At 72.1% G+C, this 21,582-nt stretch carries 14 protein-coding genes; 8 read left to right on the top strand and 6 right to left on the bottom strand.

Going from position 1 to position 21,582, the window contains the following annotated elements; all coding sequences use genetic code 11:
• The first annotated feature begins 45 nt into the window (after nucleotides 1-45).
• The 3 genes from GE115_RS09000 to GE115_RS09010 are packed head-to-tail and all read left to right on the top strand — an operon-like array spanning nucleotide 46 to nucleotide 3,034.
• Nucleotides 46-999, top strand: coding sequence for a carbohydrate ABC transporter permease (locus tag GE115_RS09000; RefSeq protein ID WP_153684472.1), 954 nt, complete (start codon nucleotides 46-48; stop codon nucleotides 997-999).
• Complete coding sequence (locus tag GE115_RS09005; RefSeq protein ID WP_153684473.1) at nucleotides 999-1,916, top strand: carbohydrate ABC transporter permease; 918 nt, start codon at nucleotides 999-1,001, stop codon at nucleotides 1,914-1,916. The genes GE115_RS09000 and GE115_RS09005 overlap by 1 nt, the downstream gene beginning before the upstream one ends.
• A complete protein-coding gene (locus GE115_RS09010; protein WP_312855041.1) occupies nucleotides 1,913-3,034 on the top strand; it encodes an N-acetylglucosamine kinase in 1,122 nt (373 codons plus the stop codon). The genes GE115_RS09005 and GE115_RS09010 overlap by 4 nt, the downstream gene beginning before the upstream one ends.
• Before the next feature lie 60 nt (nucleotides 3,035-3,094).
• Here GE115_RS09010 and GE115_RS09015 read toward each other — a convergent pair whose 3' ends face one another.
• The 4 genes from GE115_RS09015 to GE115_RS09030 form a co-directional block, all read right to left on the bottom strand.
• Nucleotides 3,095-4,207, bottom strand: coding sequence for an epoxide hydrolase family protein (locus GE115_RS09015; protein ID WP_153684474.1), 1,113 nt, complete (start codon nucleotides 4,205-4,207; stop codon nucleotides 3,095-3,097).
• A 93-nt stretch (nucleotides 4,208-4,300) separates the two neighbouring features.
• Nucleotides 4,301-5,164 carry an SDR family oxidoreductase gene (locus GE115_RS09020; RefSeq protein ID WP_153684475.1) on the bottom strand — a complete coding sequence of 288 codons (864 nt, stop codon included), beginning with the start codon at nucleotides 5,162-5,164 and terminating at the stop codon, nucleotides 4,301-4,303.
• A gap of 167 nt (nucleotides 5,165-5,331) precedes the next feature.
• Nucleotides 5,332-8,493 carry a M14 family metallopeptidase gene (locus tag GE115_RS09025; protein ID WP_153684476.1) on the bottom strand — a complete coding sequence of 1,054 codons (3,162 nt, stop codon included), beginning with the start codon at nucleotides 8,491-8,493 and terminating at the stop codon, nucleotides 5,332-5,334.
• Nucleotides 8,494-8,593: 100 nt separating this feature from the next.
• Complete coding sequence (locus tag GE115_RS09030; RefSeq protein ID WP_153684477.1) at nucleotides 8,594-8,929, bottom strand: hypothetical protein; 336 nt, start codon at nucleotides 8,927-8,929, stop codon at nucleotides 8,594-8,596.
• 131 nt (nucleotides 8,930-9,060) lie between these two features.
• Here GE115_RS09030 and GE115_RS09035 point away from each other — a divergent pair, with 131 nt between their 5' ends.
• Nucleotides 9,061-12,273, top strand: coding sequence for a DEAD/DEAH box helicase (locus tag GE115_RS09035; protein WP_153684478.1), 3,213 nt, complete (start codon nucleotides 9,061-9,063; stop codon nucleotides 12,271-12,273).
• A gap of 73 nt (nucleotides 12,274-12,346) precedes the next feature.
• Here the strand turns inward: GE115_RS09035 and GE115_RS09040 are convergent, their stop codons facing one another.
• Nucleotides 12,347-14,503 carry a glycosyl hydrolase 53 family protein gene (locus GE115_RS09040; protein WP_246190666.1) on the bottom strand — a complete coding sequence of 719 codons (2,157 nt, stop codon included), beginning with the start codon at nucleotides 14,501-14,503 and terminating at the stop codon, nucleotides 12,347-12,349.
• 133 nt (nucleotides 14,504-14,636) lie between these two features.
• Entirely contained in the window at nucleotides 14,637-17,057 is a 2,421-nt protein-coding gene (locus tag GE115_RS09045) for a beta-galactosidase (protein WP_153684479.1), read from the bottom strand.
• Between the two features lie 193 nt (nucleotides 17,058-17,250).
• Between GE115_RS09045 and GE115_RS09050 the strand changes: the two genes are divergently transcribed.
• The 4 genes from GE115_RS09050 to GE115_RS09065 all read left to right on the top strand — a co-directional run bounded on the left by GE115_RS09050 (nucleotide 17,251) and on the right by GE115_RS09065 (nucleotide 21,558).
• On the top strand, nucleotides 17,251-18,558 hold the full coding sequence (locus GE115_RS09050) for an ABC transporter substrate-binding protein (RefSeq protein ID WP_153684480.1): 1,308 nt from the start codon (nucleotides 17,251-17,253) through the stop codon (nucleotides 18,556-18,558).
• A 109-nt stretch (nucleotides 18,559-18,667) separates the two neighbouring features.
• Nucleotides 18,668-19,582, top strand: a complete 915-nt coding sequence (locus GE115_RS09055) for a carbohydrate ABC transporter permease (protein ID WP_153684481.1) — start codon at nucleotides 18,668-18,670, stop codon at nucleotides 19,580-19,582.
• A 3-nt stretch (nucleotides 19,583-19,585) separates the two neighbouring features.
• Nucleotides 19,586-20,518, top strand: coding sequence for a carbohydrate ABC transporter permease (locus GE115_RS09060; RefSeq protein ID WP_153684482.1), 933 nt, complete (start codon nucleotides 19,586-19,588; stop codon nucleotides 20,516-20,518).
• 23 nt (nucleotides 20,519-20,541) lie between these two features.
• Nucleotides 20,542-21,558: a LacI family DNA-binding transcriptional regulator gene (locus tag GE115_RS09065; RefSeq protein WP_312855042.1), complete on the top strand. Its 1,017-nt coding sequence runs from the start codon at nucleotides 20,542-20,544 to the stop codon at nucleotides 21,556-21,558.
• The last annotated feature ends 24 nt before the right edge of the window (nucleotides 21,559-21,582 follow it).

Below are 21,582 nucleotides of genomic sequence, written 5' to 3' on the forward strand. Positions count from 1 at the left end.
CGAGTGACGCCCGCCACCACCCCTCGATAAGGAGCGACGAAGACCATGTCCGCCATCACCGTGCCGAAGGTGCGCCGCCGGCGTCCGTCCACCGGCGTGGCCCTGTCCCGCCGGGCGGGCCTGGTCTTCGTCCTCCCCGCCCTCATCCTGTTCGCGGTGTTCATCGCCTACCCCCTGCTGACCGCGCTCAGCTACTCGTTCTTCGACTGGACCGGCATCCTCCGCGGTGACTTCACCGGCCTCGAGAACTACGTCCGGCTGTTCACGACGCTGCCGTACAGCGAGGACATCCCGAACGCCTTCGTGCACAACCTCCTGCTGTTCTTCGGGGCGATGGTCTTCCAGAACACGGTCGGGCTCGGCCTCGCGACGCTGCTGCACCGCACGCGCCGGTTCAAGCGGTTCTTCCAGACGATGTACACGCTGCCGTACCTGGTTTCGCCCCTCGTCATCGGATACCTCTGGTCGCTGATGCTGTCGCCGCTGTTCGGGCCGGTGAACGCGGTGCTGCGCGCGATCGGGCTCGGCGAACTGGCGCAGCCGTGGCTGGGCAACCCGCAGACCGCGATCTGGGTCGTGGTCATCGTGACCGCCTGGCAGTGGATCGGGTTCCCCGTGCTCCTGTACGGCGCGGCCCTCGGCGGCATCCCCGAGGAGGTCGACGAAGCCGCCTCGCTCGACGGCGCGAACGCGTGGCAGCGGTTCCGTTCGGTCACGCTGCCGATGCTCGTCCCGGCGATCGGCACGGTGAGCGTGCTCACCTTCATCGGCGCGATGGAGGCGTTCCCCATCCCGTACGCGCTGGGCGGCTCGCAGGGCAATCCCGCCGGCGCGACCGACGTGCTGAGCCTGCTCTTCTACCGGACGGCGTTCGAGTCGGGCTCGTCCAACGCGATCGGCACGAGCTCGGCCATCGCGACCCTGCTGTTCCTCTTCATCTTCGGCATCGCGATCCTCATCACCGCGATCATGCGCCGAGCCGAACGGAAGCTCTTCTGATGACCGCGACGATCACGCCGGAATCCCGCGACGCCCCCACGCATGGCGGCGACAGCGGAACCCCCTCGAACCCGGACCGCCAGGGTCGCACGCGCCGCCGCCCGACGCTCGGCGGCTTCGCCTCGAGCACCTTCCTCTGGATCTATGCGGCCATCTCGATCGCACCGCTGCTGCTCATGGTGTCGAACTCGCTGCGCACCACGCAGGACATGGCGCAGCAGCCGCTGGGCCTGCCCCTGCCGCCGAACTTCACGAGCTACCAGAAGGCGTGGGTCACGGCGTCGTTCGAGACCTACTTCGTCAACTCGATCTTCGTGACCGTGGCATCCGTCGTGCTCTCGACGGCGGTCTCGCTGCTCGCGGCGTACGCGTTCGCCCGCACGAGATCGAAGTGGTTCACCGCCCTCGAGGGGCTCTTCCTCTCGGGGCTCATGCTGCCGGTCTACCTCGCGATCCTGCCCCTGTTCTTCCTGCTCGACTCGCTCGGCATGGTGTCGAACCTGTGGAGCCTGATCCTCGTCTACGCGGCGCTCGGCATCCCGTTCTCGACGTTCGTGCTCGCGAGTTTCTTCCGGCAGCTGCCGTTGGAGCTCGACGAGGCGGCGCGACTCGACGGCGCCGGACCGTTCCAGACGTTCTGGCGCGTGCACCTGCCGCTGGTACGACCGGCGATCGCGACCGTGGTTGTCTTCCGGTTCGTGCCCGTGTGGAACGACTTCTTCTACCCGCTGATCCTCATCCGCGACCAGTCGTCGTACACGCTGCCGGTCGGCATCACGCGGTTCTTCGGCGAGTACCAGACCGACTGGGCGACGCTGTTCGCCGGGCTCACGCTCGCGACGATCCCGCTCGTCGTGCTCTTCCTGCTGGCCACCAAGCAGATCGTGTCGGGCCTCACCGCGGGCATGAGCAAGTGAACCTGCTGGGCATCGACATCGGCGGCTCCGGCAGCCGGGTCGCGCTCGTCGTGGGCGGCGCTGGTGGCGCTGGTGGCGCTGGCGGTGCTGGCGGCGCGCGCGGCGCGCGCGGCGCTGGCGGCGCGCTCGTCGTGGGCGGCGCTGGTGGCGCTGGTGGCGCTGGCACGCGCCTCGAGCTGACGGGTGAGCGGGCCGGCGTGACGGCCGGCGGCAGCTCGGTGCCCGAGACGGCGCTCGCCCTCGTGCGTGCGGCGCGGCAGGCCTGGCCCGACGAGACCGACGCGATCGCGGGCATCGGCCTCGGAGCGACCGGCCTCGGCACCCTGGTCCGCGATCCGGCCGCGTTCGCGTCGGCGCTCGCGCAGGCCGTCGTGGATGCCCCGGCGCCGCGGCCGAACGAGCAGCCGGGCCCGCCGCCGGAGCCGCACCGACACCCGCAGCCACGACCGCGCGTCGCCATCGCGATCGACGCCGTCACCGCCCACCTCGGTGCGCTCGCCGGCCGCCCGGGCGCGATCGTCGCGCTCGGCACGGGCGTGATCGGCTTCGGCACCGACGGCGACGGCGTCTGGCGGCGCGTCGACGGCTGGGGCCATCTCCTCGGCGACCGGGGCGGTGGAGCGTGGATCGGGCAGCGTGGCCTCGAGGCCGCTCTCCGCACGTACGACGGCCTCGATACGGCCGGCGCGGCGCTGCTCGACGCGGCGAAGGCCCGGTTCGGCGCGCCCGAGACCTGGCCGGCGCAGCTCTATACGCGTGACGACCGGGCCGGCGTGCTCGCGAGCTTCGCGCCCGACGTCGCGGAGGCCGCCGCCTCGGGGGACTCGGCCGCCGGCGACATCCTGGCCCGCGCGGGTACGGAGGCGGCGCGCACCGGGCTCGCCGCGCTGCATCCGTCGTTGCCGCCACGCCTCGCGGCCACGGGCGGGCTGCTCGCTGCCGGTGGGCGACTTGTATCCGCCTTCCGCGACACCGTGGCCGCCGAACGGCCCGATGTCGACCTGGTCGACCCTGCCGGCGACCCCCTCGACGGCGCGCTGCTGCTCGCCGAACGTGCGGTCACGGGCGCTGTGCGCACCCATTCGCCGTACGTGTGGCTCGCCGAGCGGTCGGCCTGACCGCGCTGCGGCCTCGCCTCACCGCTCGCCTCACCGCGCCGCTCGCCTCACCGCGCCGCCTCACCACGCCTCGGCGGCGAGCCGGCGCACGAGCCCCGCGATCACGTCGGGCACTTCTGCCGCGGCGAAGTGCCCGCCCGCCTTGAGGCGCTCGAACGACCGCAGGTCGCGGTAGTGCCGGCGCGCGAGCGACTCGGGATACGTCGACTCGTGGCGCTGGATCGCGATGACCGCGGGCACGTCGGTCGGCGGGATCGTGCCCGGCTGGTCGGCGCCCTCGTAGTACGGGCGGAACGAGGACTGGATCGACTGCGTGACCCAGTAGATCGTCGCCTCGGTGAGGATGCGATCGCGCGAGATGCGGCGTTCGACGGCCGAGGGGTCGCCCGGCGGGGTGTCGCTCCACTCGACGAGCTTCTCGGCCAGCCAGGCCAGCAGCCCGGCCGGCGAGTCGTTCAGCGCGGCCGCGAGGGTGTCGGGCCGCGTGCCCTGGACGTGCCCGTACGCGCCGTTCGCGCCGTGGAACGCCGCGAGCCCCTCGAAGAACGCGATCTCCTCGGGGTCGGTCGCCTGCTCGCGCTCCTGCTGGTTCGGGAAGTGCGAGTGCGTCGCGAGGATGCCCGCGACCTGCTCGGGGTGCTGCGCGGCGATGAGGTCGCTGACGTTGGCCGTGACATCCTCGCCGTAGGTCAGGTACCGCTCGTACCCGAGCACCTCGGTCATCAGCCGGTGCATCGTGTCGGCCAGGCGCGTCTCGCTCATCTCGCCGTCGGCGTACGGCGTCGAGAACGCGAAGCCCGGCAGGCTCGCGACCACGACGTGCAGGTCGGGCAGCGCATCGGCGAGTTCGAGCTGGAGCGCGTAGGTGTGCGGCCAGCCGTGCATCACGAGCAGGGCCGGGGCATCCGCTCGCTCGCTGCGCCGGTGCACGAAATGCAGCGTCGTGTCGTCGATCTCGGCGAGGAACTGCGGATGCCCGTTCAGCCACGCCTCGCGTTCGCGCCAGTCGAACGCGATCCACGAGTCGACGAGCTGCCGCAGGTAGTCGGCCGACAGGCCCGACGGCGGCTTGCGGGGCGAGTCGGGCAGGAGCCGCGTGCGGCGCAGCCGGTCGTGCAGGTCGGACAGCACCTCGTCGGGCACCGCGATCTCGAAGGGTCGCACCGTCGTCATGGTCGGCAGGCTACGACCGGCCGCCGACATGCGAGGCGGGCGGTCCCCGGCCCCGCCGTCGGCCATCCCGCCGTGAGCGCCGCCGACCGCCGCCTATCGCGCCGCGAGCGCCGCCCGCACCCCGTCGACGAGCGAGGTCGTCGGGCGGCCGATGAGGCGTGCGAGCGTCGGCTGCGCGTCGGCGAGCACGCCGCGGCCGATCGCCTCGTCGATGCCGGCGACGAACCCGGCCGTGCCGGCGTCGAGCCCGGCGGACTCGAGCGAGGCCGCGAGCTCGTCGACCGTGAGCCGGCGGTAGGCGACGTCGCGTCCGGTGAGCTCGGATGCCACAGCCGCGAGCTCGTCGAAGTCCCAGGCCGTTTCACCGGTGAACTCGTACACCGAGCCGAGGTGGCCGTCTTCGAGCAGCACGACCGCGGCGCCCTCGGCCAGGTCGGCGCGCGTGGCGCTCGCGACGCGACCGTCGCCGGCGGCCTTCGCGATCACGCCGGACTCGGCGGCGTCCGCGACATCCTGCACGTAGTTCTCGGTGTACCAGTTGTTGCGCACGATCACCGCGGGAACACCCGAGGCGGCGATGAGCTCCTCGGTCGCGCGGTGGTCGGCCGCGAGCGCGAAGTCGGCGGTGGTCGCGTGCGGCGCGCTCGTGTAGACGAGCTTCGCGACGCCCGCCGCCGCGGCGGCCTCGACCACGTTGCGGTGGCCCTCGACTCGGGCGCCCGGCACGGACCCCGAGACGAGCAGCACCGCGTCGACGCCCTCGAGCGCGGCGGCGATGGTGTCGGGGCGGTCGTAGTCGAGCGTCGCGGTGTGCACGCCGCGGTCGGCCAGGTCGGCGAGCTTCGCGATGTCGCGCGCGGTCGCGAGGATCTCGGCGCGCGCCGTGCCGCGTGCGAGCAGGGCTTCGACGACGAGGCGGCCGAGGTGGCCGGAGGCGGCGGTGACGAGGACGGTCATGTGGTTCCTTCCGAGCGATGGGGGAGCGTCGGGCTCCACGAACAGCAACGGGATGCCGCATCCGGGGCATTCCCGGCCGCGGAAACGAGGTGCCATCGAACGCGCCGTGCCGGAAATCGGGCCCTATCCCCGCCAGCGGCTGGGGATAGGGCCCGATTTCCTGCAGATCACCCCGCGAAGTGGGCGAGGATGCGGCCCACCACCTCCGCTCGGGCGGCATCCGATTCGAGCTGCTCGAGCCCGAAGCCGAACAGCAGCGAATCGACCGTCGCGGTGGCCGCGTAGAACGGACCCTCGATGGTGATGCGCTCCCAGTCGCCGACGTTGCCGGGGCTCGAGGCCGGGGCGCCGAGCACCGTCCAGTCGCCGAGCCCGGTCTCGAAGCCCTCGGCCTCGGTCTCGACGCCGGCCACCGTGAATCGGGTGTCGTCGACGATCAGCCCGACCTCGCCCGTGAACGGGTCGGTCACGTAGCTGATCACGAGCTCGATCTCCTGGCCCTCGTAGGCGCTGAGGTCGAACGAGACATCCGTCCAGCCGCCCGACGATCCGGTGAACGAGTTCCATTCGCCGGTCGCGCCCGTCGAGGTGCACGGGTTGCCGACGGTCAGGTAGTTCGCCAGCTGCGGATGCTGGTCGACGAAGAACCCGGCCTCGCACTCGGCGGGCGGTGCCGTGCTCGTGCCGTCGTTCAGGTCGGGCAGCGTCGTCCAGTCCTCCGTGCCGACCGGGCGCACCTCGACGATCACGTGGTCGTACTGCAACTCCGTGATGAACGAGAACTGCGCATCGAACGTCGCCGTCTCGCCGTCGGCGAGCTCGGGCACCGAGAACGTGCGACCCAGCCGCTGGTAGCCCTCGTCGACATGCGCCGCGAACGCGGCCCAGGCCCCCTCGATCGGCAGGAACGGTCCCGACGGCCCGGTGTACTCGGCCGCCGCCCAGCTCTCGAACTGCGGGAACTCGTCGATCGGCAGCACGTCGCTCGTCGGCGTGAACTCGCCCGCCTCGTCGATCGGGTTGTCGACCGTCGCCGGGCCGCCGAACAGCGCCCCGACGCCCGTCAACGGGACATCCGTACCGGCGACGCCCTCAGCACCGACCGGGGTGCGGTCGTACGCGCCCAGCCAGTACTGCGTGAAGTCGTCGGCGAGGATCAGGCAGTCGGAGAAGAAGTCCTCCGTCACCTGGCATTCCTGCTCGGGGGCACCGTCGAGGCCGTAGTAGATGCCGCCGACCGCGCCGGCGAGCTGGCCGTAGTAGGCGGTCGTCTCGCCCGCGAGCGCGAGCTTGCCGCCCTCGTTGAGGAAGTCGCGCACCGCGATCGTCAGGTACTGCTGGCGCTCGGCGACCGACAGGTCGGTGACATCCCCGAACAGGAACGTCTCGGTGAGCACGTCGTCGGCGTCCTGCGTCAGCCGGTTGTCGCCCAGGTACCAGAGGATCGAGTCGTAGTGCCCGAGCACGCCCAGGTCGTGCGGCACGCCCTGCGCGTCGACGTCCCACACGTCGGCGTCGACGCCGTTCGCGGCGAGCGCGGCGAGGTGCTCGTCGAGGTACTTCGGCCCATCGTTGCGAGGAGCCGGTTCGGGGTTGAAGCCCGTGTAGTCCTCGTTCGCGATGACGAGCACGTCGTTGCCCGTGTCCTGCGCCACCTCGTACGTGAACGGTTCGCTCTGCACGAGCCTGGCGTTCCACGTGCGGAAGATGTCGCGCAGGCTCGGCAGCGCCGAGAACCGCACCTCGACGGTGTCGCCCGGACTCGCACCGCGCACCGTGCCGCGGTACTCGGCGTAGTAGTCGGTGTTCTCGTCGCCGTAGCGCTCACCGCCGTCCCACTCCTGCACGAGCGAGATGCGCGGCGGCCCGCCGTTGATGCGGTAGGTCATGAACTTCGCGAACAGGTCGCGCTTGGCCCACACCGCGACCGTCTGCGGGTCGCCGTACGACACCGAGAACGTGTCGACCTGGAAGTCGGGCGCGTCGCGCCCCACGACCGAGACCGGGTCGTTCGGGTCGAGCGCCGACTCGGCGACCGCGAGCGCGAACGGCACGTTCTTCTCGAACTCGGCCTGGATGAGCGCCTCGTCGTCGGGGAAGTCGAAGCCCAGGGCCACGCAGTCCTCCTCTGCGACCCACTCGTCATCTGGCACCGAGTCGGCCGCCGCCTCGCAGGTCGACATCTCGGGCGTGAACCCGAGCGCGCCGTGCGCCGCCTGCATGTGCGTGTCGAGGTCGCCGTTCGTCGTGTACAGCTCGGCCGAGAGGTCGGGGTCGTAGCCCGGCACCGCGGGATTCGCGTCGTCGCCGGCCATCGCCTCGTAGATCACGTCGTCGGGCGACGGCGTCGCGACCTGCCAGCCGATGCCGTACAGCAGCAGCTCGGCGGCCGAGTGGTAATTGATCAGGAACTCGGGCGTAATGTCGCCGAACAGCTCGTCGAGGGCCTGCGTCTCGGGCTCCGACCCGGGCGAGGGCCCGCGGTACGTGTCGCTCGCCGGGTTCGGCGAGGAGCCCTCGTTGTCGTAGCCCCAGCGCGTCACCGAGTTGCGGTTCAGGTCGACGCCGTCGGCGCCGGTGATCTGGCCGTCGCCGTTGTTGTCGCGCAGGTTCTTGCGCCAGAGCCGGTTGCCCTCGCCGAACGAGTGGTCGTAGCCGTCGGGGTTCGCGACCGGCACGAACCAGACCTCGGTCGAGTCGACGATGTCGGTGATGCGCTCGTCGGTGCCGTAGGAGTCGAGGTAGAGGTCGAGCAGGCGCCGAACCATCTCGGGCGTGATCCACTCGCGTGCGTGCTGCGCGCCGACGTAGACGGTGGTCGGCCGCTTGCCCTCCTTGCGCTGCTTGTCGATGCGGCCGGTCACGCGCACCGCGCCGATGTCCTGGCCCTGGTGGGTCTGGCCGATGACCTTGAACTGGGCGATCTTCGGATGCTCCGCCGCCTGGTCCATGAGCTCCTCGAGGATCCCGCCCTCGCCCCCGTACATGCGGAAGACGCCGTCGGTCGCCTGCAGCGACCGGCGCTGCGCGGCGGGCTCCTTCGCCTCGAGGGCGGTGCCCTCGTCGGCCAGCTCGTCGGCCTGGATCTCGTTCAGGATCACCTGCACGTCGACGAGCCCCGCCTCGGCGCTCGGCTCGACGACCATGTCGTGCCGGTCGACGCCGAGGTCGACGATGCGCTCGAGCCCGCTCGCGTCGACGGTGCCGGTGTAGACCGATGGACCGGTGCCCTCGCCGCCCGGAGGCGGTGGGCTCGCCATGCTCGGCGTGGCGGCCAGTCCGGTGAGGACCAGGGCCGAGGCAGTGGCGATGGCGAGCTGACGAAACATGAGGCCCCCTCGTTCTACGGCGAACGGGCCTATCCTGCTCCCGCTTCGGAGCGGCCGTCAAGGGGGCCGGGGACGCCGACGCACGGGCGCCCCGAGTCGTTCACTCGGTGGACTCCGGTGCGTCGCCGTCGGGGTCGACGGCCGCGTCGCGGGTGCCGTCGTCGGGGGTGCGCAGCGGCTCGTTGTCGGAGAGCCCGAGGTCGAGGTCGCCCACCTGGTGCTGCGCCTCCGCCCCCGGTCGCGCGGCGTCGCGCGCGACATCGCCGTCGCGGTTGCCGGCGGCCTCCGGATCCTCCTCGGGCTCGAAGGTCGTCGGCTCGCCCGCGCCGACGCCCACGCCGCCCGGGTCGTCGGGGATGGTGCCGTCGCCGCCGAGGCCGCCCTCCCGGCCGTTCTCGTCGCGGGTGCTCTCGTCTGGTGTCGTGTGCTCGTCCATGCTCCGAGCGTCGCATCGCGCCCGCTCGCCGTCACGGGGATTGACATCGCCGGTCGTTCGCCGACCTCGCCGCGCGTCAGCCGAACTCGCCGCGAGCCGGGCATGTCGGCCGCGCGTGACAGCATGAGGACATGCCCGCCGAGTCCCGCCCAGCCGACTGGCGGGCAGAACTCGACGCGCTCGGGCTCGCCCCCGGCCGGCCTGCGCATCCCGAGGGCCCGCCGCACGGCCCGGGCGAGGCATCCGGTCGCGACCTCGGGCGGGGCATCCGGTCGCTGGCGTTGCAGTTCGAACTGCGGCACCGGCGCGAGCGCCGCAGCGGCGAGTGGCAGGGTCCGCGCGACGAGCCCGCGAAGCGGGCCGAGACGGTCGACCGCCTCGCGGTGCGGCCCGTCGCGCAGGGCGCGCGCGGCGCGTGGGTGAAGGCCGGGCTGACCTGGCAGAACATCGCGTTCCAGGGGTCGTCGCAGGGGTTCGACCCCGAGCAGGCGCGCTGGTTCGCGCAGTTCGCGCTGCTGAAGGGGCGAAGCCCCAGCGTGTTCACGACCTACGGCTCGGAGTGGATCACGCTCGACGAGTACGAGAGCCCGCTGCTGTGGGCGCTGCTCGCCGACGCCGAGCGGCGCGGCATCGCGCTCGTCGGCGGCGCCGCGACGCCGAGCGTCGCGCTGGCTGCATCCGTCGAGATCGGCTACGACGCTCGGGTGACGGATGCCTCGAGCCGCGGCCGGCCCGCGAGCGCGGGCGCTGCCCGGGGCGCTTCGGGTGCCGGGCATGCGGCGGGCGACCTCGTGCTCGAGCCCGTCGTGGTGCTCGACGGCGAACCGCATCCGGTCGGCGACGCGCGGCCGGTCGGCGACCACGGCGTCTACCGGTTCGCGTTCGCGCGCGGCGATTCGCGCGGCGAGATCCGGCTCGGACCGGTCGCCGGCGGACTCGGCGCTGTCGATGGTGCGGCCCGGCCGCGGCTCGCGCTGCTCGACCGCCCGCGGGGCATCCGCGTTCCCGCCGGCGAGACCGTCGAGTTCCTGCGCACCGCGTACCCGCGGCTCGTGCGGTCGGTCGCGATCGTGAGCAGCGACGGCAGCTTCGAACCGCCGCCGCCCGTGCCCGCGACGCTCGTGCTCGACGCGCGGTTCGAACCCGGCGACGTGCTGCGGCTGGCGTGGCGGTGGGAGCACGCCGACGGCCGGATCAGCGCGGTCGATGCCGAGCCGCCCGGCGCCGGGGCGACCGGCGGGGCGGCGACCGGAGCCGCCGCGACCGGCGGGGCGGCGACCGGAGCCGCCGACCCCGACCTCGATCCCGACGTCGTCGAGCTCGCACGCGACGAGCTCGGCGGCATGCCCATGACGCCGATCACGCTGCGCGGCGGCGACGTCGCGTGGTTCGCCGACCGGGTCATCCGCCGGCTCGAACGGCTCGACCGCGTGCGCGTCGACGTCTCCGGAGACCCGCCCGACTACCGCGAGGCGGGCACGCCGGCGCTCGCCGTGACCGCTGTCGAGTCGCCGAAGACCGACTGGTTCGACCTCGGCGTCATCGTCACGGTCGACGGGCGCAAGGTGCCGTTCATGCCGCTCTTCCGGGCGCTCGCGAAGGGGCAGCGCCGGCTGCTGCTCGTCGACAAGACGTACCTCGACCTGAAGCAGCCGCTGTTCGAACCGCTGCGCGACCTCATCGAGGAGGCGGGAACGCTCCGCGAGTGGGAGACGGGCGTGCGCATCCACCGGAGCCAGGTGGGGCTCTGGGCCGACTTCGAGGACCTCGCCGACGAGTCGGCGCCCGCGGTCGAGTGGCGCGACACCGTGGCCGCGCTCGCCGGGGGAGCCGAGTCGGGGGTCGCCGAGCTCGAGCCGCCCGTGGGGCTCGCGGTCGCATTGCGGCCGTACCAGCTCGCCGGATTCCGCTGGCTCGCGCTGCTGCACCGCAGTCGGCTCGGCGGCATCCTCGCCGACGACATGGGCCTCGGCAAGACCGTGCAGGCGCTCGCCCTGATGGCCTGGGTGCGGGAGCAGGGCGCCGGCGCGCCGTTCCTCGTCGTGGCGCCGAGCTCGGTGGCGTCGAACTGGGTGGCCGAGGCGTCCCGGTTCACGCCGGGGCTGCGCGTGGCATCCGTCACCGCGACGGATGCCGCGAAACCGGGCGCGCTCGCGGCAGCGGTCGCCGATGCCGACGTCGTCGTGACGACGTACGCGGTGCTGCGACTCGACGCCGACCGGTTCGCCGCGCTCGAATGGGCGGGGCTCGTGCTCGACGAGGCGCAGTTCGTGAAGAATGCCTCGACCAACGTGCACGAGGCGGCGCGGGCGATCCGCGCGGCGTTCCGGCTCGCGCTCACGGGCACGCCGATCGAGAACCACACCGGTGAGCTCTGGGCGATCCTGCGCATCGTCGCGCCCGGCCTGCTGCCCTCGCGGCGCGCCTTCGACGAGCGGTACCGCCGGCCGATCGAGGCCGGCAGTCGCGAGCGCATCGAGCGGCTGAGGCGGCGCGTGCGTCCGCTGCTGCTGCGGCGCACGAAGGAGGAGGTCGCCCCCGAGCTGCCGCCGCGCCAGGAGCAGGTGCTCACCGTCGCGCTCGCACCGCGCCACCGCCGGCTCTACGATGCGACCCTCCAGCGCGAGCGCACGAAGCTGCTCGGCCTCGTCGACGACCTCGACCGGCAGCGGCACATCGTGTACCGGTCCCTGACGCTGCTGCGCATGCTCGCGCTCGACGCGAGCCTCGTCGATCCCGCGCACGAGGGCATGGCCTCGGCGAAGCTCGACGCCCTGTTCGAGCAGCTCGAGGACGTGCTCGCCGAGGGCCACCGGGCGCTCGTGTTCAGCCAGTTCACGAGCTTCCTCGGCCGGGTGCGCGATCGGCTCGACGCCGACGGCGTGTCGTACGCGTGGCTCGACGGGTCGACCCCGCTGAAGCGCCGCGACGCCGAGATCGAACGGTTCCGCTCGGGCGAGGCATCCGTGTTCTGCATCAGCCTGAAGGCCGGCGGCTTCGGGCTGAACCTCACCGAGGCCGACTACGTGTTCCTGCTCGACCCGTGGTGGAACCCCGCGAGCGAGCAGCAGGCGATCGACCGCGCCCACCGCATCGGGCAGCGCAAGCGGGTCATGGTGTACCGCCTCGTCGCGGCCGACACCATCGAAGAGAAGGTGATGGCGCTCAAGCGCCGCAAGGGCGAGCTCGTCGCGTCGGTGCTGGACGCGGGCGCCGAGGGTGGCGAGGGTGGCGCCGGGGTGCCCGCGCTCACGGCCGACGACCTCAGGGGATTGCTCGGCGCGCCGGCGGCCGAGGGGCCGGCGGCCGAGGTGCCGGCGGCCGAGGGGTCGGCGGTCGAGTAGCGACGAAGGAGCGTATCGAGACCTGGTGGGGCTCGATACGGCGCTGGCGCGCCTACTCGACCGCCGGGGACGGCTACTGGCGGGGCTTCGGCTCCTTGAGCTGTTTCACCGCCTTCTCGACGATCTTCGTCGCGTCCTTCACGTCGCGCTCGGTGGCCTTCGATGCGGCGAGCACGACCTGCCCGACCGCGACGGCGTCATCGAGCTTCGCCAGCGAGGCATCCGTGTACCGGTCGCGATCGACGGCGGCAGCCTGTGCGAGCGCGCGCTCGAGCGATGCGGTGTCGACCTCCGATCCGCCGCCGACCGACGCGGCGTCGACGAGGCGCACCTCGTCGAGCACGCCCCAGGCACCGGCCGACAGGTCGAACGAGGCCGAGACCTCCACGACGCCGTCGTCGCCGACGATCACCTCGGGCAGTTCGGTCGTGTGGAACTCGTTCCACGCCGTGAAGCCGAGCGCACCCGACCACGAACCCGCCGACGTCGTCGCCGTCAGCGTGCGCACGTCGGTGTCGGGGCTGTTCGTGCCCTGCGTCGTCGCCGACAGCACGTAGGTGCCGGCCGGGACGCCTTCGATCCGCTGCGAGACCGACGTCCGGTAGTCCCAGCCGTTCCAGAAGGTGACGGCGAAATCGCCTGCGGCGGCATCCGCGGTCTCCGTGCGAGCGGCCGGTTCGGTCATCGTCCACGCGCTCAGGTCATCGCTCTCGAAGCCCGGGTTCACCACGAAGTTCTCGGCCTCGACCGTGACGGTCGCCGTCACGTCGAGCCCGGTCTCGGTCGTGCCGGGGATCGAGTACTCGCCGGGGCCGCGGATCCAGTCGACGGCACGGCTCCACGTCACCGCGGGATGCTCGGTCGTGCCGTCGTTGTAGGCGACCTCGATGGTCGTCGGCAGTTCGACCGGCGATACGTCGACCACGATCAGCGACGGCTCCTCGACCGACACGATCGCGCGCGGCGCGACGGCGCCCGTGCGCACGTACGCGAACGTCCGCAGCGATTCGAGCGCGGTGCCGTCGGCTGCGAACAGCGCCTGGTTGTCCCACGCCGAGCCGCCGAAGGACTCGCCGACGTGCACGGGGTCGTAGTCGCTCGCGGCGCTCGTCGCCCAGCCGGAGCCGTACTGCTCCCACAGCACCCGGTTCGCCTCGACCTCGGCGGCCGGGCCGACCGGCAGCCACGCGGGCTCCCAGTAGTACACGCCGACGCCGGCGTCGCCGACCGCGGCGACGGCAGCGATGACGTCGCGCAGCTCGCTCGCCTGGCCCTGCACGCTCACGGGGTACTGGCCCGTGATGCCGCTCTCGCCGATGACGTTGCCGTAGCCGTCGGCGTCCTCGAGGGTGTGCGCCCACGAGGTCTCGGCGACGATGACCTGCTTGCCGTACGTGGTCGCGATGCCGGTCAGCACCGAGGTCAAATTCTCGACCGTGCCGTGCCAGTAGGGATAGTAGGAGCTCGCGAACACGTCGTAGTCCACCCCGAATGCCTCGAGCCCTGCGGCGTACGTCGCGTAGCGGCCCGCGGTCTCGGGATTGGTGAAGTGCACGGCGACGAGGGCGTCTGGCAGCACCTCGCGCACCGCCGAGCTGCCGGCCTGCACGAGCGCCGCGAACTGCGCGTCGATCTCGCGCCCGGGGCGCGTGTGGCCGGCGATGCCGTTGTTCGTCTCGTTGCCGATCTGCACCATGCGCACGTCGACGCCGGCATCCTCGAACTCCTGGAGCGCCCCGGTCGTGAAGTCGTGCAGGGCCGTCACGGTCTGCTCGTCGGTCAGGCCCGCCCACGCCTTCGGCGCGAGCTGGCGCGCCGGGTCGGCCCAGAAGTCGGAATAGTGGAAGTCGACGAGCACGTCGAGGCCGGCCGCGGTCGCCCGCTCGCCGATCTCGACGGCCCGGTCGACGTCGACGTTGCCGCCGCCGTAGCCTCGGCCGGATGCGTCGAACGGGTCGTTCCAGACCCGCACGCGCACGGAGTTGACGCCGGAGTCGGCGAGCACGTCGAACAGGTCGGCCGGTTGTCCCGTCGCGTCGCGGAAGACGACGCCGCTCTCCTCGAGCGACAGCACGGTCGACACGTCGACGCCCATCGCGAAGTCGTCGGCCAGGCCCTCGACCTTCGGCACGAAGATGCCGGCCTCGACCGGGGCATCCGTCTCGTCCGCCCAGGCGGCGGGCGCCGCGATGGCGGAGGCGGCGACCGCGGCGGTGGCGGCCATCGCCATCGCCGCGGTCCTCAGGTTTCGTCGGTGCACGGTTCCACTTCCTCTCGTTCGGCAACGGCGAGGACGTGCCGCCCGGAGGCGGACCGACCGCGACGCTGCGGTGGTGTGCCGGCGGGAAGCCGGCGGATCGTCGCTACTCGACCGGCGGCAGCTCCGTCCAGAGCGGCGCCTCGACGACGGTCACGCCGTCGAGGGCGAGGAGCGGGTCGTCGACGAGGGCGCGCCGTGCGGCGGCGACCTCGGGCAGGTGCACGGCCGCGTCAGGGTGCAGCGGCACGATGCGCAGCGTGAGCTGAGCGTCGTCGGCGAGGTCGAGCGCGTCGAGGCCGATCGTCCACGGCGTGCCGTCCCAGAAGCGGTCGGCGACGACGACCCCGTCGACCTCGAGTCGCGCGACGTCGCCGGCCCAGTCGACCTCGAGCGTGCGGCGCGCACCGCTCGACGCGGGCAGCGCGAACGTCCAGGAGGTCCCGTGGCGCGCCACCTCGTCGCGCGAGGGCGCCGACGCGCGACCGTGGCGCTCGCCGTAGCTCGCCGGCGGCGGCGTGCCGGGCGTGGGCTCGCCGACCGCGACGGATGCCACGCGCCCGACCGGTTTCGAGGAGTCGGCCGACTCGATCGCCACGGCCACGGGCTCGAGGCATCCGATGCCCGTGGAGTACTCGAGCACGTCGGGCGCCGCTGACGCGCGAACCGCCAGGCGCCCCCGCTCGTCCTCGAAGACCGGGTCGGCGCACAGCACGAGCCGGCGGCGACCGCTCGCGTCGAGCACCCACACCTGATCGGCGGAGGCCGCGGGCAGGACGAGCACGCGCAGCCGCCCCTGACCCTGGCGGAGTTCGAGCAGCCGCGGCTGCTCGGCGTCGACCACGATCACATCGGGTGCGGGGTAGGTCACGAAGGCCGGTGACGGCGCGTCGCGCGGGGCATCCGCCGACGCGTCGGACGCGGACAGCACCGTCGCGATCGTCGCGAGCTCGACCGGGATACCGGCCTCGGCGACGAGCACGAGCGTCGGCACCGCGCCGTCGGCACCGACACGGGCTTCGCCGCCGTCGAGCACCGTGAGCGGCGACGCGGTCGCCCAGTCGAGGCGCACGCCGCCGACCTCGAGGTTCAGCGGCCAGTGCGCGATCGTGCCGGGGGCGACGTCGACGGGCCGGTGCGGAAGCATCCGCTCGCCGTCGTCGAGCGTCACCGCGAACTGCGCGTCGCGGATCGTCGGCAGCGGCACGTGCGGCTGCTGCCAGGTGATGAACAGCCAGCCGGATGCCCCGTCGCTGCGGATGGCCCAGCGCAGGGTCTCGGTGTCGTCGACGCTCGTCGGGTGGTTGGACGGGAGCGTGGAGGGCATCGGGGCGAGCCGGTCGCCGAAGGCGGCGAGGAAGGCGTGCTGGCGGCGCAGGGCCGCATGCCCGTCGGAGAGCCGGCCCGCCGCGCCGATCGGGGCGTGGAAGTCGTAGTCGAACTCCGGCAGGTCGTTCGGGTAGCCGGTCGCGTGCGACTCCTGGAGCGCGGGACGCGGGTTCGTGCCGCCCGCGTACATGTAGTAGCCCTGCCAGCCCGACCCGTTGCCGATCTTGTTGTGCGCGACGGCGGCGACATCCGCCCCGCCGACCAGGGGCCGGCGATGGTAGGCGGTGGCCATGCCGCCGCCCAGCTCGCAGGTCGCCGCGGGGAACGACGCCGACGGAAGGCGCGGCGTCTCCGGGCGCCGGCCGATGCCGGGGTGCGCGCGCAGGTCGGCGCCGATGCCCGGGTCGTCCCACGTGTGCGAGAAGAAGAAGTGCTCGCGGAAGGTGGTGTCCCAGTCGTGGTCGGCGTCGACCCAGAAGCCGTCGCCGTATCCGCCGTAGAGGGGGAGCACCTCGCCGACGGGCAGGTCGGCGCCGCCCCACGCGGTCGCCGTGTAGATCGGCGCCACGAGCCCGTGGCGCCGGGCCATCCGCTTCAGCGTGACCAGGTGGCCGGGCTGGTCGTAGAGCTCATTCTCGAGCTGGATGCCGATGACGTTGCTCTCGGGCCCGCAGAGCGACGCGACCTGCGCGCCGAGGGCGGCGAACCACGGGTCGACGAGGGCGAGGTAGGCCGGGTCGTCGGTGCGATGCTCGACGGGCGCCTCCTGCACCCAGTCGGGGAATCCGCCGTTGCGCACCTCGCCGTGGCACCACGGGCCGATGCGCAGCACCACGTCGAGGCCGGCCTCGGCAGCCGTGCGCACGAAGGCCGCGACATCGAGCCCGCCCTCGAAGGTCGGGCGGCCCTGCTCGGGTTCGTGGTGGTTCCAGAGGACGTAGGCGGCGACGACGGTGACGCCGCCCGAGCGCATGAGGCGCAGCCGCTCGGCCCACTCGGCGCGGGGGATGCGGCTGTAGTGCAGCTCGCCCGACACGGGGATCGCGGGGCGGCCGGCGACCTCGACGTAGCGGTTGGTGAGCGCGATGCGCGCGTGGCGGTCGACGGCCCGGGCCATGGCCGGTCGGGTCAGCGGCTCGGCCCAGGGTTCGTGGACGACCTCGAGCAGCGCGGGCCGGATCGCGGGCTGCGAAGGCATGGCGTTCTCCCTTGAATTCTGTGTGCGCTCACAGTTCTAGCACAGCAGTTCACCGCAGTGATATTCCAACTTCGCGAAGTTGACAGCGCAGCGCGGCTGTGTATTACTGGGATCGCTCACAGGCACGCTGGCGTCCTTCCGGTCGCGCGGGCCACGGGCCATCCGCAATCACAGCTTTCGACAAGGAGGACGAATGCGAGCTTCATTCCGCACCGGCGCCGTGGTCGCCGTCGCCGCAGCCGCACTGATCATGACCGGCTGCGCAGCCGACAGCGGGTCCGAGGGGTCGGCCGACGACCCCATCGAGCTCACCTACTGGACCTGGGCGCCCAACATGGACAAGGTCGCCGACATCTGGAACGCCGAGCACCCCGAGATCCAGGTCACCGTCAACAAGCAGGACGGCGGCGACCCCGCGATCACCAAGCTGCTCACGGCCATCAAGGCCGGCAGCGGCGCGCCCGACCTGATCCAGGCCGAGTACCAGAAGATCCCGACCCTCGTGGCGTCCGACGCCATCGCCGACATCTCGGGTGCGGGTGGATCCGACATCGCCGATGAGTTCCCCGACGGCGTCTGGGACTCGGTCACGCTCGGCGGCGACGCCGTCTACGCCGTGCCGCAGGACACCGGCCCCATGATGTTCTTCTACCGCGAGGACCTCTTCGCGCAGTACGGCCTCTCGGTGCCGACCACGTGGGACGAGTACGCCGAGACCGCTCGCGCCCTGCACGCGGCCGACCCGTCGAAGTACCTCGGCACGTTCTCCGCGAACGACGCCGGCTGGTTCGCGGGCCTCGCGCAGCAGGCGCACGCGCAGTGGTGGTCGATCGATGGCGAGGCCTGGGGCGTCGGCATCGACGAGGAGCCCACCCAGCAGGTCGCCGAGTACTGGGGCGGCCTCGTGCAGGAGGGCGTCATCGACAACAAGCCGATGTACACCCCCGAGTGGAACGCCGGACTGAACGACGGTTCGCAGGCCGGATGGCTCGGCGCCGTCTGGGGCCCCGGCGTGCTCTCGGGCAACGCCGCCGACACGGCCGGGCTCTGGAAGGCCGCACCGCTGCCCACCTGGGACGGCGACGTCGCCAACGGCAACTGGGGCGGATCCTCGACCGCGGTGACCACGCAGTCGAAGCACGCCGAAGCCGCCGTCGAGTTCGCCACTTGGCTGAACACCGACCCCGAGGCCGTCCAGGCGCTCGTCGACGAGGCTGGCATCTACCCGGCCGCGACCGCGGCCGCGGCATCCGTGCTCACCGAAGCGCCCGAGTTCTTCAGCAACCAGCCCGACTTCTACGAGGTCGCCGCGCAGGCCGCCGACGCGGTCGCGCCGTTCGCCTACGGACCCAACGTCAACGTGGCCTTCAGCGCCTACAACGACGAGTTCGCCAAGGCCGCCGAGGCGAAGACGGTCGACGCGTTCCTCGCGGCGGTCACCGCGATGCAGCAGGTCACGGTCGACGACCTCGAGTCGAGCGGCTTCACGGTCGCCGAATAACACCCGCCGTCGGTCGAGTAGCGCGAAGCGCGTATCGAGACCCCATCCCCTGGTCTCGATACGCACCTTCGTCGCTACTCGACCGCCGATCTTCAGGAAAGGACCCCGCATGAGCGCCTCGACCCGGCGACGTGCCGCCCTCGTGCCCTACGCGATGCTCGCCCCCGGCATCGTGCTGTTCGCGCTGTTCATGGCGGCGCCCATCGTCTACACGCTCGTGCTCTCCTTCCAGAAGGAGGTCGTGAAGGGCCTCGGCCTCGGCTCCGGCGGCAAGTCGTTGCAGTTCGCGGGGCTCGAGAACTACGTCTCGGCGTTCACCGATCCCGAGTTCGCGGCCAGCGTCGGCCGCGTGCTCGTGTACGGCCTCATCCTCGTGCCCACGATGCTCGGCCTCGCGCTGCTGTTCGCCCTGTTGCTCGATGCGCGCCGCACGGGAGCCAAGGGCTTCAGCCGCGTCTCGATCTTCCTGCCGTACGCGGTGCCCGCGGTGATCTCGTCGCTGCTCTGGGGCTTCCTCTACCTGCCCGCCGTGAGCCCGTTCTACTGGGTGTTCGAACAGCTCGGCTGGGAGGTGCCGTCGCTGCTCTCGCCGGGACTCGTCGTCTTCGCGATCGCGAACATCGGCCTCTGGGGCGGCGTCGGCTTCAACATGATCGTGATGTACACGTCGCTGAAGGCGGTGCCGCAGGAGATCTACGAGGCGGCGACCATCGACGGCGCGAGCGAGTGGCAGATCGCGTGGCGCATCAAGATCCCGATCATCGCGCCGGCCCTCGTCATGACCGCGCTGTTCTCGATGATCGCGACGCTCCAGGTGTTCGCGGAGCCCACGACGCTCCGCCCGCTCACCAACAGCCTCTCGACGAGCTGGTCGCCGCTCATGCTCGTCTACCGCGACGCCTTCACGCGCGACGACATCTACTCGGCCGCCGCGACCTCGATCATCATCGCGATCGCCACCTTCGCGATCTCCTTCTTCTTCCTGCGCGTCGTGCAGCGCCGCGCCTTCGGCCAGGAGGACTGAGCCATGTCGACCACCCTCGATTCCACCTCGACGTCCGCGATCGTGCAGCGCGAGGCATCCGCCCGCCGTCGCGAGGGCCGCGACCGGCGCGCCGTCACGCGGCATCGCGTGCCCGTGTCGGTCGGCTCGACCGCGGTGCTGCTGATCGGCGCCGTCTACTGCCTGATGCCGGTCGCGTGGGTGCTCATCGCGTCGACGAAGGATGCCTCGGAGCTGTTCTCGACGTTCACGTTCGCGCCGTCGACCCACCTGTGGGACAACCTCGTCGAGCTGAGCGCCTACCGCGACGGCCTGTACTGGCGGTGGATGCTGAACACCGCGCTCTACGCGGGCGTCGGCGCGATCGTCTCGACCTATATCTCGGCACTGTCGGGCTACGCGCTCGCGAAGTACACGTTCCCGGGCAAGGGCGTCGTGTTCAAGGTGCTGCTCATGGGCGTGCTCGTGCCGGGCGTCATCCTCGCCATCCCGCAGTACCTGCTGCTCGCGCAGGTCGGCCTCACGAACACGTACTGGTCGGTGCTGCTGCCGCAGATCATCAGCCCCTACGGCATCTACCTCGCGCGCATCTACTCGGCGGCCGCCGTGCCGACCGAGGTCATCGAGTCCGCGCGCACCGAGGGAGCGGGCGAGCTGTCGATCTTCCACCGCATCGCGCTGCCGATGCTCGCGCCCGGGCTCGTGACGATCTTCCTGTTCCAGTTCGTCGCGGTGTGGAACAACTTCATGCTCCCGTACATCATGCTCGGCGACGACCGGCTGTTCCCGATCACGGTCGGGCTCTCGGGCCTGCTGAACCAGGGCGCGACCGTGCCCGCGATGTACACCCTCGTGATCACGGGCGCGCTGGTGTCGATCGTGCCGCTCGTCGCGCTGTTCCTCGTGCTGCAGCGGTACTGGCGCGTCGACCTCGCGGCGGGCGCGGTCAAGGCGTGAGCCGCCGCCCTACACTGACGAGGGTGGGAGAGCAGGCGCCGCGGAAGCGGCCGACGATCGAGGATGTCGCGCGCGAGTCCGGCGTCTCCCGCGGCACGGTCTCCCGGGTGCTGAACGGCGGCCATTGGGTCAGCCCCGAGGCGCGCAGCGCCGTCGAGGCGGCGATCAAGAAGACCGGCTACCGCATCAACCCCCACGCCAGGAACCTCGCGACGGCGCGCGCGAACTCGATCGCGTTCCTGCTGACCGAGTCGCATGAGCGCCTCTTCGAGGACCCGAACTTCTCGGCGCTCATGCGCAGCGCCGCCGCGGCGCTCGCCGAGCACGACCTGCCGCTCGTGCTGCTCATGGCCGGCTCCGACGCCGAGCAGCGCCGTGCGACCGAGTTCATCATGGGCGGCCACGTCGACGGCGCACTGCTGGTGTCGTCTCACCGTGGGCGCGAGGGGTTCCTCGCCGACCTCGTCGCGGCCGAGGTGCCGATCGTCGCGTGCGGCGTGCCGCTCGGCTACGAGCGGCGCGTCGGGTACGTCGCGGCCGACGACCTCGAGGGCGCGCGCGACCTGGTCGCCTACCTGCGCGATCACGGCCGGCGCCGGATCGCGACGATCACCGGCCCGTCCGATACCTCGGGCGGCACGCAGCGGCTCGAGGCCTACCGGCTGGAACTCGGCGACGAGTACGACGAACGGCTCGTGGTCGAGGGCGACTACTCGCGCGCGAGCGGCGAGCGAGGCATGCGCGAACTGCTGCGCCGCGGCGTCGAGTTCGACGCGGTGTTCGCCGCGAACGACGCGATGGCCGCCGGCGCGCTCGACGTGCTGCGCGAGGCCGGCCTGCGCGTGCCCGAGGACGTCGCGGTCGCCGGCTTCGACGACGCGCCCATCGCGACCCGCGTCGAACCCGCCCTCACGACCATGCGCCAGCCGTTCGACCGCATCGCGCGCGAGATGGTGCGGCTGCTGCTCGACGTCATCGACGGGCAGCCGGCGGCCCGGATGACGATGCCGACCGAGCTCGTGGTGCGCGAGTCGGCGTAGCGGTTCCGTCCCCGCGACTGGCGT

The sequence above is a fragment of the Agromyces agglutinans genome, assembly GCF_009647605.1.
GTDB lineage: Bacteria > Actinomycetota > Actinomycetes > Actinomycetales > Microbacteriaceae > Agromyces > Agromyces agglutinans.

Bases quoted from the DNA above. Each gene is read 5' to 3' on its own strand.
- GE115_RS09005 (WP_153684473.1), top strand. From the start codon at position 999: ATGACCGCGACGATCACGCCGGAATCCCGCGACGCCCCCACGCATGGC.
- GE115_RS09050 (WP_153684480.1), top strand. From the start codon at position 17,251: ATGCGAGCTTCATTCCGCACCGGCGCCGTGGTCGCCGTCGCCGCAGCC.
- GE115_RS09040 (WP_246190666.1), bottom strand. From the start codon at position 14,503: ATGGCGATGGCCGCCACCGCCGCGGTCGCCGCCTCCGCCATCGCGGCG.
- GE115_RS09000 (WP_153684472.1), top strand. From the start codon at position 46: ATGTCCGCCATCACCGTGCCGAAGGTGCGCCGCCGGCGTCCGTCCACC.
- GE115_RS09055 (WP_153684481.1), top strand. From the start codon at position 18,668: ATGAGCGCCTCGACCCGGCGACGTGCCGCCCTCGTGCCCTACGCGATG.
- GE115_RS09020 (WP_153684475.1), bottom strand. From the start codon at position 5,164: ATGACCGTCCTCGTCACCGCCGCCTCCGGCCACCTCGGCCGCCTCGTC.
- GE115_RS09025 (WP_153684476.1), bottom strand. From the start codon at position 8,493: ATGTTTCGTCAGCTCGCCATCGCCACTGCCTCGGCCCTGGTCCTCACC.
- GE115_RS09015 (WP_153684474.1), bottom strand. From the start codon at position 4,207: ATGACGACGGTGCGACCCTTCGAGATCGCGGTGCCCGACGAGGTGCTG.
- GE115_RS09030 (WP_153684477.1), bottom strand. From the start codon at position 8,929: ATGGACGAGCACACGACACCAGACGAGAGCACCCGCGACGAGAACGGC.
- GE115_RS09060 (WP_153684482.1), top strand. From the start codon at position 19,586: ATGTCGACCACCCTCGATTCCACCTCGACGTCCGCGATCGTGCAGCGC.
- GE115_RS09045 (WP_153684479.1), bottom strand. From the start codon at position 17,057: ATGCCTTCGCAGCCCGCGATCCGGCCCGCGCTGCTCGAGGTCGTCCAC.
- GE115_RS09035 (WP_153684478.1), top strand. From the start codon at position 9,061: ATGCCCGCCGAGTCCCGCCCAGCCGACTGGCGGGCAGAACTCGACGCG.